The following is a 17,882-nucleotide window of genomic DNA, read 5'->3' as shown; positions in this document are numbered from 1 at the left end:
TCGGTGGAGCTGCATGACAAAGTCATCGGGCATTATCTGAACATAAAACACTATCAATAAGTTGGAGTCATTACCGACTGCTTTTTTTTATTATTCGCAAACTCAGTAATAAGCTTTACTAATATATTGCAGCTAAACTGCTTACCCTGAATATTCAGGGTAAGCGTGAGAGTTAAAAAAAATTACAGCGGTTGGGTTTGCGCTTCTACCACGGCCAGCGCCACCATGTTGACGATACGACGCACCGATGCGATCGGCGTTAACACGTGAACCGGTTTCGCCACACCCATCAGCACCGGGCCGACAGTCACACCTTCCGAGCTGGAAACACGCAGTAAGTTGTAACTAATGCGGGCAGCTTCCATGTTCGGCATCACCAGAATATTGGCGGAACCTTTCAAAGAGCTGTCCGGCATACGGTCGTTGCGAATCGCTTCCACCAGCGCTGCATCGCCGTGCATTTCACCATCAATCATCAGTTCTGGTGCACGTTCCCTGACCAGTTCCAGCGCCTGACGCATTTTGCTCGACGACGGGCAGTCAGAAGAACCAAAGTTGGAGTGCGACAACAAAGCAACGCGCGGCTCAATACCAAAACGACGGACAGTTTCTGCCGCCATCAAGGTGATCTCCGCCAGCTCTTCTGCATCCGGTTCATCATTAACATATGTATCGGCAATAAAGGTGTTACCACTCGGCAGCAGCAGCGCGTTCATGGCACCTGCGGTGTGAACGCCATCGCGATAACCAAAGACATTTTTCACCACGCTAAAATGTTCATGATAATCACCCACCGTACCGCAAATCATTGCATCGGCTTCCCCACGCTGAACCATGATCGCGCCGATCACTGTCGGGTTACTGATCAGCGCCCGCTGCGCCTGTTCCTGAGTGACGCCGCGACGCTTCATGATCTGGAAGTATTCGGTCCAGTACTCTTTAAAGCGCGGATCGGATTCGTTATTGACGATCTCAAAATCAACGCCCGCTTTGATCTGCAAGCCCAGTTTCTGAATGCGCATTTCGATCACGTTCGGACGACCGATAAGGATCGGTTTCGCCAGTCCCAGCGTTACCAGTTCCTGAGTGGCATGCAGAACGCGCGCCTCTTCCCCTTCCGGCAGAACAACGCGCTTCGGCGCTTTGCGAGCCTGGGAGAAAATCGGCTTCATAAACAGGTTGGTTTTGTAAACGAACTCAGTCAGCTTGTCGATGTAGACGTCGAAATCAGCAATCGGACGAGTCGCCACGCCCGACTCCATCGCGGCTTTAGCGACCGCAGGAGCGATCTTAACGATCAAGCGCGGATCAAACGGTTTTGGAATGATGTATTCCGGACCAAAGCTCAGATCCTGATCGCCATACGCTGAAGCCACCACTTCGCTCTGTTCCGCATGGGCGAGTTCTGCAATCGCACGTACCGCCGCCAGTTTCATCTCTTCGTTGATGGCGGTTGCGCCAACGTCCAGCGCGCCACGGAAGATGAACGGGAAGCACAGGACGTTGTTCACCTGGTTCGGATAGTCAGAACGACCGGTGCAAATGATGGCATCCGGACGCACTTCTTTCGCCAGCGGCGGCAGAATTTCCGGTTCCGGGTTCGCCAGCGCCAGGATCATTGGCGCACGAGCCATTTTCTTCACCATTTCCTGGGTCAGCACTTTCGGGCCGGAACAGCCCAGGAAAATATCCGCGCCTTCAATCACATCATCGAGGGTACGTTTGCCGTCATCCACCACCGCATATGCGGCTTTGGTTTCCGCCATGTTTGGCTCACGGCCCTGATAGATAACGCCTTTTGAATCGCAAACCACGATGTTATGTTTTTGCAGACCCAGCGCTACCAGCAGGTTCATACAGGCGATTGCTGCGGCACCCGCGCCGGAAACCACCATCCGCACGTCGGAGATGTTTTTCTCCACCACGCGCAAGCCGTTGAGGATGGCGGCAGTGCTGATAATTGCCGTGCCGTGCTGATCGTCGTGGAATACCGGAATATTCATCCGCTCGCGCAGTTTCTGTTCAATATAGAAACATTCTGGCGCTTTAATGTCTTCGAGGTTGATGCCGCCGAAGGTTGGTTCGAGCGCGGCGACAACTTCAATAAATTTGTCCGGGTCGAGTTCGTCAACTTCAATGTCAAATACATCAATCCCGGCGAATTTCTTAAACAGAACGCCCTTGCCTTCCATCACCGGTTTGCCTGCCAGCGCGCCAATGTTGCCTAACCCCAGCACCGCCGTACCGTTAGAGATCACCGCCACCAGGTTACCGCGGGCGGTATATTTGTAGGCTTTTAACGGGTCTTTTTCGATTTCAAGACAAGGTGCGGCAACGCCTGGTGAGTAGGCCAGCGCCAGATCGCGCTGTGTTGCCAGAGGCTTGGTTGGAGAAACCTGGATTTTCCCTGGAACTGGAAATTCATGGAAATCAAGTGCACTTTGTTTTAACTGGTCATCCATTTGGTTGTTCCTTTCACGTAACGTTCACAAATAAAGTGTGTGGGCAACAGCCCCTGCCCACAACGTGGCGCACATTATTACCCTGCCGGAGTCTACAGACTTTGAGCAAGTCCAAACTCTCACCATTAATATAATGTTTTGGTAATAATCCTATAACACTGATGTTACCTGCTTAATCCAGCAATACCATGCCTGTCTGCTATGCTTTTTTGATGCGTTTAGCGAAATTTCTCAGAAGTGTGAATTAACGCACTCATCTAACACTTTACTTTTCAAGGAGTATTTCCTATGAACGAGTTAGACGGCATCAAACAGTTCACCACTGTCGTGGCAGACAGCGGCGATATTGAGTCCATTCGCCATTATCATCCCCAGGATGCCACCACCAATCCTTCGCTGTTACTCAAAGCTGCCGGATTATCACAATATGAGCATTTAATAGACGATGCTATCGCCTGGGGTAAAAAAAATGGCAAGACCCAGGAACAACAGGTGGTCGCAGCGTGTGACAAACTGGCGGTCAATTTCGGTGCTGAAATCCTCAAAATCGTACCCGGTCGCGTGTCAACAGAAGTTGATGCACGCCTCTCTTTTGATAAAGAAAAGAGTATTGAGAAGGCGCGCCATCTGGTGGACTTGTATCAGCAACAAGGCGTTGAGAAATCACGCATTCTGATCAAGCTGGCTTCGACCTGGGAAGGAATTCGCGCGGCAGAAGAGCTGGAAAAAGAAGGTATTAACTGCAACCTGACGCTGCTGTTTTCTTTTGCACAGGCACGGGCCTGTGCGGAAGCAGGCGTTTTTCTGATTTCGCCGTTTGTCGGGCGTATTTATGACTGGTATCAGGCACGCAAGCCGATGGACCCGTATGTGGTGGAAGAAGATCCGGGCGTTAAATCGGTGCGCAATATCTACGACTACTATAAGCAACACCACTATGAAACCATTGTGATGGGCGCGAGCTTCCGTCGCACCGAACAAATCCTCGCCTTAACCGGCTGCGATCGACTGACTATCGCACCGAATTTACTGAAGGAGCTGCAGGAAAAAGTTTCGCCAGTGGTACGTAAATTAATCCCACCTTCTCAGACGTTCCCACGCCCAGCTCCCATGAGCGAAGCGGAGTTCCGTTGGGAGCACAATCAGGATGCGATGGCGGTAGAAAAACTGTCTGAAGGCATTCGTCTGTTCGCCGTTGATCAACGCAAACTGGAAGATCTTCTTGCCGCCAAACTATAAACCAGCCACGGAGTGTTATATGTCCCGAAAAGACCTTGCCAATGCGATTCGCGCACTCAGTATGGATGCGGTACAAAAAGCCAACTCTGGTCATCCCGGCGCGCCGATGGGCATGGCTGATATTGCCGAAGTGCTGTGGAACGATTTTCTTAAACATAACCCTACCGACCCAACCTGGTATGATCGCGACCGCTTTATTCTTTCCAACGGTCACGCGTCGATGCTGCTCTACAGTTTGCTACATCTGACCGGTTACGACCTGCCGCTGGAAGAACTGAAGAACTTCCGTCAGTTGCATTCGAAAACCCCAGGCCACCCGGAGATTGGCTATACGCCAGGCGTTGAAACCACCACCGGCCCGCTTGGACAAGGTTTGGCGAACGCCGTCGGGCTGGCGATAGCAGAGCGTACACTGGCGGCGCAGTTTAACCAGCCAGACCATGAGATCGTCGATCACTTCACCTATGTGTTTATGGGCGACGGCTGCCTGATGGAAGGTATTTCCCACGAAGTCTGTTCGCTGGCAGGCACGCTGGGACTGGGCAAGCTGATTGGTTTTTACGATCACAACGGTATTTCCATCGACGGTGAAACAGAAGGCTGGTTTACCGACGATACGGCAAAACGTTTTGAAGCCTATCACTGGCATGTGATCCATGAAATCGACGGTCACGATCCGCAGGCGGTGAAGGAAGCGATCCTTGAAGCGCAAAGCGTGAAAGATAAGCCGTCGCTGATTATCTGCCGTACGGTGATTGGCTTTGGTTCGCCGAATAAAGCAGGTAAGGAAGAGGCGCACGGCGCACCACTGGGGGAAGAAGAAGTGGCGCTGGCACGGCAAAAACTGGGCTGGCACCATCCGCCATTTGAGATCCCTAAAGAGATTTATCACGCCTGGGATGCCCGTGAAAAAGGCGAAAAAGCGCAGCAGAGCTGGAATGAGAAGTTTGCCGCCTATAAAAAGGCTCATCCGCAACTGGCAGAAGAGTTTACCCGACGGATGAGCGGTGGTTTACCGAAGGACTGGGAGAAAACGACTCAGAAATATATCAATGAGTTACAGGCAAATCCGGCAAAAATCGCTACCCGTAAGGCTTCGCAAAATACGCTTAACGCTTACGGGCCGATGCTGCCTGAGTTGCTCGGCGGTTCGGCGGATCTGGCTCCCAGCAACCTGACCATCTGGAAAGGTTCTGTTTCGCTGAAGGAAGATCCAGCGGGCAACTACATTCACTACGGGGTGCGTGAATTTGGCATGACCGCTATCGCCAACGGCATCGAGCACCACGGCGGCTTTGTGCCGTATACCGCGACGTTCCTGATGTTTGTTGAATACGCCCGTAACGCCGCGCGGATGGCGGCACTGATGAAAGCGCGGCAGATTATGGTTTATACCCACGACTCAATTGGCCTGGGCGAAGATGGTCCGACGCACCAGGCTGTTGAGCAACTGGCCAGCCTACGCTTAACGCCAAATTTCAGCACCTGGCGACCGTGCGATCAGGTGGAAGCGGCGGTGGGCTGGAAGCTGGCGGTTGAGCGCCACAACGGACCGACGGCACTGATCCTCTCAAGGCAGAATCTGGCCCAGGTGGAACGTACGCCGGATCAGGTTAAAGAGATTGCTCGTGGCGGTTATGTGCTGAAAGACAGCGGCGGTAAGCCAGATATTATTCTGATTGCCACCGGTTCAGAGATGGAAATTACCCTGCAAGCGGCAGAGAAATTAGCAGGAGAAGGTCGCAATGTACGCGTAGTTTCCCTGCCCTCGACCGATATTTTCGACGCCCAGGATGAGGAATATCGGGAGTCGGTGTTGCCTTCTAACGTTGCGGCTCGCGTGGCGGTGGAAGCAGGTATTGCCGATTACTGGTACAAGTATGTTGGTCTGAAAGGGGCAATTGTCGGGATGACGGGTTACGGGGAATCTGCTCCGGCGGATAAGCTGTTCCCGTTCTTTGGCTTTACCGCCGAGAATATTGTGGCAAAAGCGCATAAGGTGCTGGGAGTGAAAGGTGCCTGATGGTGATTGCCGGATGCTGATTGCCGGATGCGACGCTGACGCGTCTTATCCGGCCTACAGCGTCTTATCCGGCCTACATGTCCCGCCATTTTGTTTAACGGGTGATCCACAACGTGGGCCAGGCGTCTGGCCCATGCCAGTTATCGCAGGTGGGTTCTGCGGCGTAACGCACCAGGCGAAAACGCTGACCGTCAAAGCGCCAGCGCGCCTGAATGCCACAATCGCTTAATCCGCGCCCTTTCGCTAAGGTCACCAGTTCACGCGATTTCTCATCAAATGTTGCGTTCATCAGTTCCAGTTCATTCGTCTCCTGACCGTTGTTGAACGGCAAACGCAACCGAACCGGGCGCGAAGCTAGTGGCTTTTTACGCGACACAATCCATGCCAAATCAATGGTGTTATAGGCCCCTGCCTCACAGCTAATCATCATCAGCGCTTTATCATCAGTCAGCGCAGTGACATTCACCTCACGACGCAATGGATCAAGCGAGCAGCGCAGACCATTCATCCGCCAGTTTCCATAATCCAGCAAATCGTTGCGTTCTTCGAGTGAGAGTGGCGTCGGCGTTGGGTTAACCACCGCGACCTCTTTCAGCGCAGGCGCGGGCGGTACGCTGAGCGGCGGTTCGTCCCCTTTCTTGATCCACGCGGTTTCACTGCCAACGCGCTTTTGCTGAGCATCAATAAACAACAACGCTGCTTTTAAGCCACTCAGAGAAATGGTCTGATCGCCATCGCGTAAGGTGATTGCCTTCCCTTCCTGAATCATCTGCAAAAACGCGGTGATGGTTGCCGTATCATCGGTTACTAATAACCATGGTGAAATCCGCCACTTGTCACCACTTAACGCCAACGGCTCGCCATCTAACAGCAGCCGTGGCGCTATCTCCCCTTCTGACGCCTCCGGCGACTTCAATCCGCCGCGCTCAATACGTAAAACGGCATCGGTATGCGCCCCGGCGCTGCGGCTCAGGGTCATCACCAGTCCATTATGATCGCCCGTATTACGCGCCACGCAGAAATTTTGGTTATTACAGGTGACCTGCCAGTCGGAAAACGCCCGTTGCGCTGGTGCCGCCCACACCAAAGACGTCGGCAACAAAGCGAAAAAAAAGAGAAGGAAAATGCGATAGCGCATGGACGGTACGACCCCAGAAGTTCAAACAAACAGCACAAGTCGTATCTTCGTTGCGCAGGTAGCGCGGCTCAATCGGATTTGTCGGATTGAGCCAATAATAAACAACGAAATATTATTGTTATTTTTCAGTCCATTAAATGTGACGTTTGCAAATAGTTAAGCAATAACACCGTCTTACCGTCACGTATCTCGCCGGTTTTGATCATCTCCAGCGCCTGGCTGAACGGCAGCTCGAGCACTTCAATATCTTCATCTTCGACACCGCCACCGGCGTTAGCGCGCTGATTGTCACTGTATTCGGCGATAAAAAAGTGGATTAGCTCAGTCACACCGCCTGGCGACATATACAGTTCAAATAATTTGCGCACTTCACCCACTTCATAGCCCGTCTCTTCAATCGCTTCTTTGCGAATACACACTTCCGGTTCGTCGTTATCCAGCAGCCCGGCGCAGCTTTCAATCAGCTGCCCGCTTTCATTGCCATTAACCCAGGTAGCGACACGGAACTGACGAATCAGAACCACGGTCTTTTTCTTCGTGTTGTACAGGAGGATCGTCGCACCATTGCCGCGATCGTACACTTCACGTTTATGGCGGATAACTTCGCCGTCTTTGCGCGTGAGATCGTAAGTAATGTTGTGCAGGGTGAAATAGTTATCGGAGAGAATTTTGTCTTTAATGAGGGTGATTTGTTGCGTCATACCGACTCCACAGCGCGAAATGAACAATTATCTTACGCTGTGAAGTCGGGTTTGTCTGCGCAGGCTATCAGTGAGATTTGACTGATTTTACCCCCAGCCAGTCAATAATCCCCTGTGCCGCATGACGTCCTTCTGCCATTGCGGTAACCACCAGATCCGCACCACGCACGGCGTCACCACCAGCGAAGATTTTCGGATTGGTGGTCTGGTAACGGTACTGGCTTTCCACATCCGCGATGATGCGGCCCCATTTGTCTACCGTTACACCGTGCGACTCCAGCCACGGCATCCCGTGCGGATTGAAGCCAAACGCCATAATCACCGCGTCGGCTGGCATGACAAATTCACTGCCTTCCACCGGCACTGGACGCCGACGCCCCTGGGCATCCGGCTCGCCAAGACGCGTGCGCAGGAAACGAATCCCGCAGACGTGACCTTGTTCATTCAGCTCAAGCGCCACCGGCTGGACGTTAAATTCGAAGTTGGCCCCCTCTTCGCGGGCGTTCTTCACTTCTTTCTTCGAGCCTGGCATGTTAGCTTCATCACGACGATAAGCGCAGGTGACGTTACTCGCGCCGTGGCGCAGTGCGGTACGCACACAGTCCATCGCGGTGTCGCCGCCGCCCAGTACCACGACGTTAAGTCCGGCGGTATTGATAAACGGCTCTTCCGGTAGCTCTTCGAGCCCCATCACCTGTTTAGTGTTGGCAATGAGGAACGGCAGCGCGTCATAAACGCCCGGCGCATCTTCATTGGGTAAACCCGCTTTCATGGAACGGTAAGTGCCTACGCCAACGAAGACCGCGTCGTATTGTTCCAAAAGCGAATCCAAAGAGACATCTTTACCCACTTCACAATTGAGTTCGAAGTGAATCCCCATCGCGCTGAAGATTTCCCGACGGCGTGCCAGCAGGGATTTATCCAGTTTGAAAGAAGGAATGCCGAAAGTGAGCAAGCCACCGATTTCTGGATGGCGATCGTACACCGTCACCCCCACGCCATTGCGGGTCAGAACATCCGCACAGGCCAGCCCTGCCGGACCTGCACCGATAATCGCCACCCGCTTGTCCACTTTGGTGACATGGCTTAAGTCAGGACGCCAACCTTTCGCCAACGCCTGATCTGAAATGTAGCGTTCAATGTTGCCGATAGTTACCGCGCCGTGCTCATCGCGAATAGTACAGGCACCTTCACACAAACGGTCTTGCGGACAAACGCGTCCGGTAATTTCCGGCAGGGTGTTGGTCTGGTGAGAAAGCTCGACGGCGGCGTCGATGTTTCCGGCTTTCACCAGTTCAATCCACTGCGGTATATGGTTATGCAGCGGGCAGGTCCATTCACAAACGCTGTGCTCGCCGCACTTAAGGCAGCGCGAGGCTTCCCGTTGTGCCTGGTCGGCGCGAAATGGCAGATAAATTTCATCAAAACCGGTTTTGCGCGCTTCAATCGCCAGTTTATCCGGCTCGCCACGCGCGGGCGTTGCCTGCATTTGTTCGACTTTACTCATTACCGGCATTTCTTGCGCCGCGGTACTGGCATGCCACGGTTGATGTTCCTGACGCGCGGTGCGCAAGCGGCGGGATTTCGCCATGCCGGAGAGTGCGACGTCAGTGACCAGTTGCAGCGCGTCCGCCGGGCAATTCTCAACACAGGCAGGACCGTTTTCGCGCCCCGCACAAAGGTCGCATTTATGCGCCGTGGCTTTTACTTTTCCTGCCGCGACGGGTGTCAGGACGATTTGCATCGTACCAAAAGGACAGGCCACCACGCAGGATTTACAGCCAATACACTTTTGCTGATTGACCTGAATGCTGTCATCAACGTGGCTGATTGCGCCATTAGGGCAGCTACGGGCGCAGGGCGCATCTTCACAATGGTGACAGGTCACTGCACTACGTTGCTGTTGATGTTTGATAACCGTAATTCGGGGATGAAAATGGTGTTGGCTCAGGACATGTTGCTCATCATTGTGAGCCATGACACAGGCGATTTCACAAGCATGACAACCCAGACATTGCTGACTGTTGGCCATAATAAAACGATTCATAACGACCTTCTTTTTTGGTTGTAAAAACCTTATTCTTTATATGAGTGTTGTTATTACCCGACTTACAGGGGAATCGGCAATGTTCATGTGCCCAGAATAAGTAACTATTTCGCTATAAACTGTGGCAGATCAAATAATCCCATCACTGACTAAATTGCGTTTCAGCGAACTGGAACATTAATGATTTTTTGTGGAGAAGACGCGTGTGATTGTTAAACGACCCGTCTCGGCCAGTCTGGCCCGGGCCTTTTTTTACATTGTGCTGCTGTCGATTCTTTCCACGGGTATCGCTCTGCTAACTCTGGCGAGCAGTTTGCGCGACGCTGAGGCTATCAATATTGCCGGATCGCTGCGTATGCAGAGTTACCGCCTGGGCTACGACTTGCAAAGTGGCAGTCCACAACTCAATGCACATCGCCAGTTATTTCAGCAGGCACTGCATTCACCGGTATTAACCAACCTCAACGTCTGGTATGTGCCAGAAGCAGTAAAAACTCGCTATGCGCATCTGAATGCCAACTGGCTGGAGATGAATAATCGGCTCAGCAAGGGCGATTTGCCGTGGTATCAGGCCAATATTAATAATTATGTTAATCAGATAGACCTGTTCGTACTGGCTTTACAGCACTACGCTGAACGCAAAATGCTGCTGGTGGTGGCGATTTCCCTGGCTGGCGGCATCGGTATTTTCACGCTGGTCTTTTTTACTTTGCGCCGCATACGCCATCAGGTGGTTGCCCCGCTGAATCAGCTGGTTACCGCCAGTCAGCGTATTGAACACGGGCAGTTCGACTCGCCGCCGCTGGATACCAACCTGCCGAATGAGCTTGGTCTGCTTGCAAAAACCTTTAACCAGATGTCGAGCGAGCTGCATAAATTGTACCGTTCGCTGGAAGCGTCAGTAGAAGAAAAGACCCGCGATCTCCACGAGGCCAAGCGTCGTCTGGAGGTGTTGTATCAGTGTTCGCAGGCGCTGAACACTAGCCAGATTGATGTGCATTGTTTCCGCCATATTTTGCAGATTGTTCGCGACAATGAAGCGGCTGAATATCTGGAGTTAAATGTCGGTGAAAACTGGCGGATTAGCGAAGGGCAACCAAACCCGGAATTGCCGATGCAGATTTTACCGGTGACAATGCAAGAGACGGTTTACGGCGAACTGCACTGGCAAAATAGTCACGTTTCATCATCAGAACCGCTGCTTAACAGCGTTTCGTCGATGCTGGGACGCGGTTTGTACTTTAATCAGGCGCAGAAGCATTTTCAGCAATTATTGTTGATGGAAGAACGTGCGACCATCGCCCGCGAATTGCACGACTCGCTGGCTCAGGTACTTTCTTACTTACGTATCCAGTTGACGTTACTGAAGCGTTCGATACCGGAAGATAACGCCACCGCACAAAGTATCATGGCCGATTTTTCCCAGGCGTTGAATGATGCTTATCGGCAGTTACGCGAGCTGTTGACTACTTTCCGCCTGACGCTGCAGCAGGCGGATCTCCCCTCCGCGTTGAGGGAAATGCTGGATACGTTACAAAATCAAACCAGCGCCAAACTGACCCTCGACTGCCGTCTGCCAACCCTGGCGCTGGATGCGCAAATGCAGGTGCATTTGTTGCAAATTATTCGCGAAGCGGTGCTGAATGCGATGAAGCACGCCAACGCCAGCGAAATCGCCGTCAGTTGCGTCACCGCGCCGGACGGCAATCACACGGTTTATATCCGTGATAACGGGATTGGTATCGGTGAACCGAAAGAACCCGAAGGTCATTATGGTCTGAATATCATGCGCGAACGCGCGGAACGGCTGGGTGGGACGCTGACTTTTTCACAACCTTCCGGCGGCGGCACGTTAGTGAGTATTAGCTTTCGCTCTGCGGAGGGTGAGGAAAGTCAGTTGATGTAAAGCCTCCTACTGACCAAAGAATACTTGCACTTAAGGTTCAGTATAAAAGGGCATGATAATTTACATTAACTCCTTTTTTTCTCCACGATTGGCTCGTACCTTGCCGCTACAGTGAAGCAAGTCAAGCCTACAACGATACGCAGAAACACGAGGTCCTCTTTTAATGGCGAATTTCTTTATTGATCGCCCCATTTTTGCCTGGGTGCTGGCAATCCTGTTGTGTCTGACAGGTACCCTGGCGATTTTCTCATTGCCCGTTGAACAATACCCCGATCTCGCGCCACCGAATGTGCGAGTGACCGCTAACTATCCCGGCGCATCGGCCCAGACGCTGGAAAACACCGTGACCCAGGTTATCGAGCAAAATATGACCGGCCTCGATAATCTCATGTATATGTCATCTCAGAGCAGTGGCACCGGTCAGGCATCTGTCACTTTAAGTTTTAAAGCAGGCACCGATCCGGACGAAGCCGTGCAGCAAGTACAAAACCAGCTGCAATCAGCCATGCGAAAGTTACCGCAGGCGGTGCAAAATCAGGGCGTGACGGTGCGTAAAACCGGCGATACCAACATTCTGACCATTGCCTTCGTCTCTACCGATGGTTCGATGGATAAACAGGATATTGCTGATTATATTGCCAGTAATATTCAGGACCCGTTAAGCCGCGTGAATGGCGTCGGGGATATCGATGCCTATGGTTCGCAATATTCCATGCGTATCTGGCTGGACCCGGCGAAACTCAACAGTTTCCAGATGACGGCTAAAGATGTCACTGATGCCATTGAGTCACAGAACGCGCAGATTGCGGTTGGGCAACTTGGTGGTACACCTTCCGTCGATAAGCAGGCGCTCAACGCCACCATTAACGCCCAGTCACTGCTGCAAACACCAGAACAGTTCCGCGATATCACCTTGCGGGTCAATCAGGACGGCTCAGAGGTAAGGCTGGGCGATGTCGCCACCGTCGAAATGGGGGCGGAGAAATACGATTATCTTAGCCGCTTCAATGGTAAGCCAGCCTCCGGGCTGGGGGTAAAACTGGCCTCCGGCGCTAACGAAATGGCGACAGCGGAGCTGGTGCTCAATCGTCTCGACGAGCTGGCGCAGTATTTCCCGCATGGACTGGAATACAAGGTGGCGTATGAAACCACCTCGTTTGTTAAAGCCTCCATTGAAGACGTGGTGAAAACGCTGCTGGAAGCTATCGCTCTGGTTTTCCTCGTTATGTATCTGTTCCTGCAAAACTTCCGCGCCACGCTGATACCCACTATCGCCGTGCCGGTGGTGTTGATGGGAACCTTCTCCGTACTTTACGCCTTCGGTTACAGCGTCAACACCTTAACCATGTTCGCGATGGTGCTGGCGATCGGTCTGCTGGTGGATGACGCCATCGTGGTGGTGGAAAACGTCGAACGTATTATGAGTGAGGAAGGACTCACTCCTCGCGAAGCCACACGTAAATCGATGGGGCAGATCCAGGGGGCACTGGTCGGGATTGCGATGGTGCTTTCGGCGGTATTTGTACCAATGGCCTTCTTCGGCGGCACCACCGGTGCCATCTATCGCCAGTTCTCTATTACCATTGTTGCGGCGATGGTGCTGTCAGTACTGGTAGCGATGATCCTCACTCCGGCTCTGTGTGCCACACTACTTAAGCCACTGAAAAAAGGTGAGCATCACGGGCAAAAAGGCTTTTTTGCCTGGTTTAACCAGATGTTTAACCGCAACGCCGAACGCTACGAAAAAGGGGTGGCGAAAATTCTCCACCGCAGCCTGCGCTGGATTGTGATTTATGTCCTGCTGCTTGGCGGCATGGTGTTCCTGTTCCTGCGTTTGCCGACGTCGTTCTTACCGCTGGAAGACCGTGGCATGTTTACTACCTCGGTACAATTGCCCAGCGGTTCAACCCAACAACAGACCCTGAAAGTCGTTGAGCAAATCGAGAAATATTACTTCACCCATGAAAAAGACAACATCATGTCGGTGTTTGCCACTGTTGGTTCTGGCCCTGGGGGTAACGGGCAAAACGTGGCGCGAATGTTTATCCGCCTGAAAGACTGGAGCGAACGCGACAGTAAGACCGGCACCTCGTTTGCCATTATCGAGCGTGCAACAAAGGCGTTTAACCAAATTAAAGAAGCTCGCGTTATCGCCAGCAGCCCGCCAGCAATTAGCGGTCTTGGTAGTTCTGCAGGTTTTGATATGGAGTTGCAGGACCACGCTGGAGCAGGTCACGATGCGCTGATGGCAGCACGTAACCAGTTGCTGGCGCTGGCGGCGGAAAACCCGGAGCTAACCCGTGTGCGCCATAACGGCCTCGATGACAGTCCGCAGTTGCAGATTGATATCGACCAGCGTAAAGCTCAGGCGCTGGGCGTTGCTATCGACGATATTAACGACACACTGCAAACCGCCTGGGGTTCGAGCTATGTGAATGACTTTATGGATCGCGGTCGCGTGAAGAAAGTCTATGTGCAGGCAGCTGCGCCGTATCGCATGCTGCCAGATGACATCAATCTCTGGTATGTCCGAAATAAAGATGGCGGCATGGTGCCCTTCTCTGCTTTCGCGACCTCACGCTGGGAGACAGGCTCACCGCGTCTGGAACGCTATAACGGTTATTCTGCGGTTGAGATTGTTGGGGAAGCCGCACCGGGGGTCAGTACCGGTACGACGATGGATATTATGGAATCGTTAGTGAAGCAGTTGCCAAACGGCTTTGGTCTGGAGTGGACGGCGATGTCGTATCAGGAGCGGCTTTCCGGCGCGCAGGCTCCGGCGCTGTACGCTATTTCCTTGCTGGTGGTATTCCTGTGTCTGGCTGCATTGTATGAAAGCTGGTCGGTACCGTTCTCGGTAATGCTGGTCGTGCCGCTGGGGGTTATCGGCGCGCTGCTGGCAACCTGGATGCGGGGGCTGGAAAACGACGTTTACTTCCAGGTGGGCCTGTTAACGGTCATTGGTTTATCGGCGAAAAACGCCATCCTGATCGTCGAGTTTGCTAACGAGATGAACCAAAAAGGCCACGACCTGTTTGAAGCGACGCTCCACGCCTGCCGTCAGCGTTTACGCCCGATTCTGATGACCTCGCTGGCATTTATCTTCGGCGTATTGCCAATGGCAACCAGCACGGGTGCCGGTTCCGGTGGTCAGCATGCGGTGGGTACTGGCGTAATGGGCGGGATGATTTCGGCTACTATTCTGGCTATTTACTTCGTGCCGCTGTTCTTTGTGCTGGTGCGCCGCCGCTTCCCGCTGAAGCCGCGCCCGGAATAAGCAATAAAAAAGGCGACATGCCAATGTGTCGCCTTTTTCAACTTTCCGATTAAGAACTTGCTCAGCAGGTTCTTGCTGTTTGTACTTTGTCTCAGGAATTACTTACGAAGCATAACTTCAATAAAGTCTTTCCAGTTCCCCAGTTCACGTTCAATCATAACAACCTCTCTTATAATTATGGGTATTCTACGGAAACAATATACCGTGGTGAAGCTAATTTACTCGATTGCTGCGATAACTACCTCCGGGGGACAAACCTTATGTAAATACTATGGTCCTGCGGTGATGATTTGTATGTGATACACAGCAACATTTCGAGATATTCATACGGCATCTAATACTGATTTAATTCTGGTTAAAATACAGACAGATAACAAGATGAATATTCTTAATGTTTACGTTAAAAATGTTTAATATTATTTAATAGTTGTTAATTTGAATACTTCGATAATGTTATATTTCCTGATAATCATTTGCAGGCAAAATGTTTTCACTCTTAAATGAGTATTTATTCTCATAAATCGAAAAAGGATTCATTATGGTTACACTTTACGGCATCAAAAATTGTGACACCATTAAAAAGGCTCGCCGTTGGCTGGAAGCCAATAACATCGACTATCGTTTTCATGATTACCGCGTCGATGGGCTGGACAGCGAATTATTGAACGGTTTTATCAACGAATTAGGCTGGGAAGCGTTACTCAACACCCGTGGTACAACCTGGCGTAAACTGGACGAAACCACCCGCAATAAAATCACCGATGCGGCCTCTGCGGCGGCATTAATGACTGAAATGCCTGCAATTATCAAACGTCCATTGCTCTGCGCGCCTGGTAAGCCTATGCTGCTGGGTTTCAGTGATTCCAGTTATCAGCAATTTTTCCATGAGGTGTAGTCTATGTCGTGCCCGGTTATTGAGCTGACACAACAGCTTATTCGCCGCCCTTCCCTGAGTCCTGATGACGCAGGATGTCAGGCTTTGTTGATTGAACGTTTGCAGGCGATCGGTTTTACCGTTGAACGCATGGATTTTGCCGATACGCAGAATTTTTGGGCATGGCGTGGGCAAGGTGAAACGTTAGCCTTTGCCGGGCATACCGACGTGGTGCCGCCTGGCGACGCCGATCGTTGGATCAATCCGCCGTTTGAACCCACCATTCGTGATGGCATGTTATTCGGGCGCGGTGCGGCAGATATGAAAGGCTCGCTGGCGGCGATGGTGGTAGCGGCAGAACGCTTTGTCGCACAACATCCCAACCATACGGGGCGACTGGCATTTCTGATCACCTCTGATGAAGAAGCCAGTGCCCACAACGGTACGGTAAAAGTCGTCGAAGCGTTGATGGCACGTAATGAGCGTCTCGATTACTGCCTGGTCGGCGAACCGTCGAGTATCGAAGTGGTTGGTGATGTGGTGAAAAATGGTCGTCGCGGATCGTTAACCTGCAACCTTACCATTCATGGCGTTCAGGGGCATGTGGCCTACCCGCATCTGGCTGACAATCCAGTACATCGCGCAGCACCTTTCCTTAATGAATTAGTGGCTATTGAGTGGGATCAGGGCAATGAATTTTTCCCGGCGACCAGTATGCAGATTGCTAATATTCAGGCGGGAACGGGCAGTAACAATGTTATTCCGGGTGAACTGTTTGTGCAGTTTAACTTCCGCTTCAGCACCGAACTGACTGATGAGATGATCAAAGCGCAGGTGCTTGCCCTGCTTGAAAAACATCAACTGCGCTATACGGTGGATTGGTGGCTTTCCGGGCAGCCATTTTTGACCGCGCGCGGTAAACTGGTGGATGCGGTCGTTAACGCGGTTGAGCACTATAATGAAATTAAACCGCAGCTACTGACCACAGGCGGAACGTCCGACGGGCGCTTTATTGCTCGCATGGGGGCGCAGGTGGTGGAACTCGGGCCGGTCAATGCCACTATTCATAAAATTAATGAATGTGTGAACGCTGCCGACCTGCAGCTACTTGCCCGTATGTATCAACGTATCATGGAACAGCTCGTCGCCTGATGAGTGGTTCTGCAAGAGGAAATAAGCATGGACTGGCTGGCTAAATATTGGTGGATTCTGGTGATTGTCTTTTTGGTAGGCGTCCTGCTGAACGTGATTAAAGATCTCAAGCGCGTCGACCATAAGAAATTTCTCGCCAACAAGCCGGAGCTTCCCCCGCATCGTGATTTCAACGATAAGTGGGACGATGACGACGACTGGCCGAAAAAGGATCAACCGAAGAAGTAAGCTGAGTGCTCAACCGTAGGCCGGATAAGGCGTTAACGCCGCATCCGGCAATGGTGAACGATGCCTGATGCGACGCTCACGCGTCTTATCAGGCCAGGTAATCTGTCTTTTACATCATTTCAATCACATCATCATCGCCAGGCTTACCGCCACTTAGCGCTTCGTCGAAATAATGTTTCGGAATGGTATAACGCAAGTGATCCAGGGCAAATTGCATACTGCGATTGTCGATCGCATGGCCTAAATCCTCCACGATATCCAGCGTCACGTCACCACCGGCACTGATTAACGCTTCCTGCGCCGCAGCTGCATGCGCCAGATCGATAACCGGATCTTCACCACCATGAATCAAGTGAATTGTCGTGGCTGTAGACGCGGTTTCCGGCAGGCTCGCATAGCGTCCGTTAAAAGCAATGACGCGTGAAGCAAGGCCCGGTTCGGCTTTAATGCTCTCCAGCGCCATAATCGCGCCTTGAGAGAAACCGATTAGCGCCGTGGCGTTAGCCCCTACTCCGCTCTGTTTCTGCCAGTAGCGCACCGTTTCAATAAACGTCGGCATGATGGCATCCACACGCGCCTGGCGATTATCTTCCGTAATACCCTGCACCGAAAACCACTGACGCCCCGCCGGATTACCGCTCGGCTCCGCGCCTCCGACACTCACCACCAGCGCATCAGGAAATAGCGGCGCAAACCAGCTGCCTATTTCCCCCATTGCCACCGGGTTATCCCCGACACCGTGGAAAAGCAGTAACAACTGTTGCGCAGGTTTATCCGGGCTTTGAACAACAAAATGGTCATGTTTCATGGCGAACTCCTTAACTGATGTCATTAA

Annotated in this window: 14 protein-coding genes; 8 read left to right on the top strand and 6 right to left on the bottom strand. The window is 52.1% G+C overall.

The window, feature by feature from the left end:
- A partial coding sequence (locus RTW80_RS31325; protein WP_071528444.1) for an IS1 family transposase occupies positions 1–60 on the top strand: 60 nt, incomplete at its 5' end.
- 122 nt (positions 61–182) lie between these two features.
- Here RTW80_RS31325 and maeB read toward each other — a convergent pair.
- Positions 183–2,462 carry an NADP-dependent oxaloacetate-decarboxylating malate dehydrogenase gene (gene maeB / locus RTW80_RS11090; protein WP_000342644.1) on the bottom strand — a complete coding sequence of 760 codons (2,280 nt, stop codon included), beginning with the start codon at positions 2,460–2,462 and terminating at the stop codon, positions 183–185.
- A 288-nt stretch (positions 2,463–2,750) separates the two neighbouring features.
- Here maeB and tal point away from each other — a divergent pair, with 288 nt between their 5' ends.
- A complete protein-coding gene (gene tal / locus RTW80_RS11085; protein ID WP_001003709.1) occupies positions 2,751–3,701 on the top strand; it encodes a transaldolase in 951 nt (316 codons plus the stop codon).
- Positions 3,702–3,720: 19 nt separating this feature from the next.
- Positions 3,721–5,724 (top strand): transketolase, encoded by a 2,004-nt coding sequence (gene tkt, locus RTW80_RS11080; protein ID WP_000087286.1) that lies wholly within the window; start codon positions 3,721–3,723, stop codon positions 5,722–5,724.
- Positions 5,725–5,818: 94 nt separating this feature from the next.
- Here the strand turns inward: tkt and RTW80_RS11075 are convergent, their stop codons facing one another.
- The 3 genes from RTW80_RS11075 to aegA form a co-directional block, all read right to left on the bottom strand.
- Positions 5,819–6,862, bottom strand: a complete 1,044-nt coding sequence (locus tag RTW80_RS11075) for a DUF1176 domain-containing protein (RefSeq protein WP_001270542.1) — start codon at positions 6,860–6,862, stop codon at positions 5,819–5,821.
- 125 nt (positions 6,863–6,987) lie between these two features.
- The gene (nudK, locus tag RTW80_RS11070) at positions 6,988–7,563 is read right to left on the bottom strand and encodes a GDP-mannose pyrophosphatase NudK (RefSeq protein ID WP_001300814.1); all 576 of its coding nucleotides are present in this window, start codon (positions 7,561–7,563) and stop codon (positions 6,988–6,990) included.
- A gap of 67 nt (positions 7,564–7,630) precedes the next feature.
- Positions 7,631–9,610, bottom strand: coding sequence for a formate-dependent uric acid utilization protein AegA (gene aegA / locus RTW80_RS11065; protein WP_001078880.1), 1,980 nt, complete (start codon positions 9,608–9,610; stop codon positions 7,631–7,633).
- Positions 9,611–9,815: 205 nt separating this feature from the next.
- Between aegA and narQ the strand changes: the two genes are divergently transcribed.
- Together narQ and acrD are read left to right on the top strand one after the other, a co-directional pair.
- Complete coding sequence (gene narQ, locus RTW80_RS11060; protein ID WP_001300881.1) at positions 9,816–11,516, top strand: nitrate/nitrite two-component system sensor histidine kinase NarQ; 1,701 nt, start codon at positions 9,816–9,818, stop codon at positions 11,514–11,516.
- A gap of 163 nt (positions 11,517–11,679) precedes the next feature.
- Positions 11,680–14,793 (top strand): multidrug efflux RND transporter permease AcrD, encoded by a 3,114-nt coding sequence (gene acrD / locus RTW80_RS11055; protein WP_063119214.1) that lies wholly within the window; start codon positions 11,680–11,682, stop codon positions 14,791–14,793.
- Positions 14,794–14,891: 98 nt separating this feature from the next.
- Here the strand turns inward: acrD and ypfM are convergent, their stop codons facing one another.
- Positions 14,892–14,951: a protein YpfM gene (gene ypfM, locus RTW80_RS11050; protein ID WP_001386977.1), complete on the bottom strand. Its 60-nt coding sequence runs from the start codon at positions 14,949–14,951 to the stop codon at positions 14,892–14,894.
- Between the two features lie 380 nt (positions 14,952–15,331).
- Here ypfM and RTW80_RS11045 point away from each other — a divergent pair, with 380 nt between their 5' ends.
- Genes RTW80_RS11045 through RTW80_RS11035 form a run of 3 tightly spaced genes read left to right on the top strand, consistent with a single transcriptional unit; the run spans position 15,332 to position 17,047 of the window.
- Positions 15,332–15,688: an ArsC family reductase gene (locus RTW80_RS11045; protein WP_000258247.1), complete on the top strand. Its 357-nt coding sequence runs from the start codon at positions 15,332–15,334 to the stop codon at positions 15,686–15,688.
- Positions 15,689–15,691: 3 nt separating this feature from the next.
- Positions 15,692–16,819, top strand: a complete 1,128-nt coding sequence (gene dapE, locus RTW80_RS11040; RefSeq protein WP_001277801.1) for a succinyl-diaminopimelate desuccinylase — start codon at positions 15,692–15,694, stop codon at positions 16,817–16,819.
- Positions 16,820–16,846: 27 nt separating this feature from the next.
- Entirely contained in the window at positions 16,847–17,047 is a 201-nt protein-coding gene (locus RTW80_RS11035) for a YpfN family protein (protein WP_000383836.1), read from the top strand.
- Positions 17,048–17,156: 109 nt separating this feature from the next.
- Here RTW80_RS11035 and ypfH read toward each other — a convergent pair whose 3' ends face one another.
- Positions 17,157–17,855: an esterase gene (gene ypfH / locus RTW80_RS11030; RefSeq protein ID WP_032247370.1), complete on the bottom strand. Its 699-nt coding sequence runs from the start codon at positions 17,853–17,855 to the stop codon at positions 17,157–17,159.
- Positions 17,856–17,882: the final 27 nt, after the last annotated feature.

Source organism: Escherichia sp. AM3, assembly GCF_032029835.1.
GTDB classification, from domain to species: domain Bacteria; phylum Pseudomonadota; class Gammaproteobacteria; order Enterobacterales; family Enterobacteriaceae; genus Escherichia; species Escherichia coli.
This window is presented reverse-complemented; position numbering and strand designations above follow the sequence as displayed.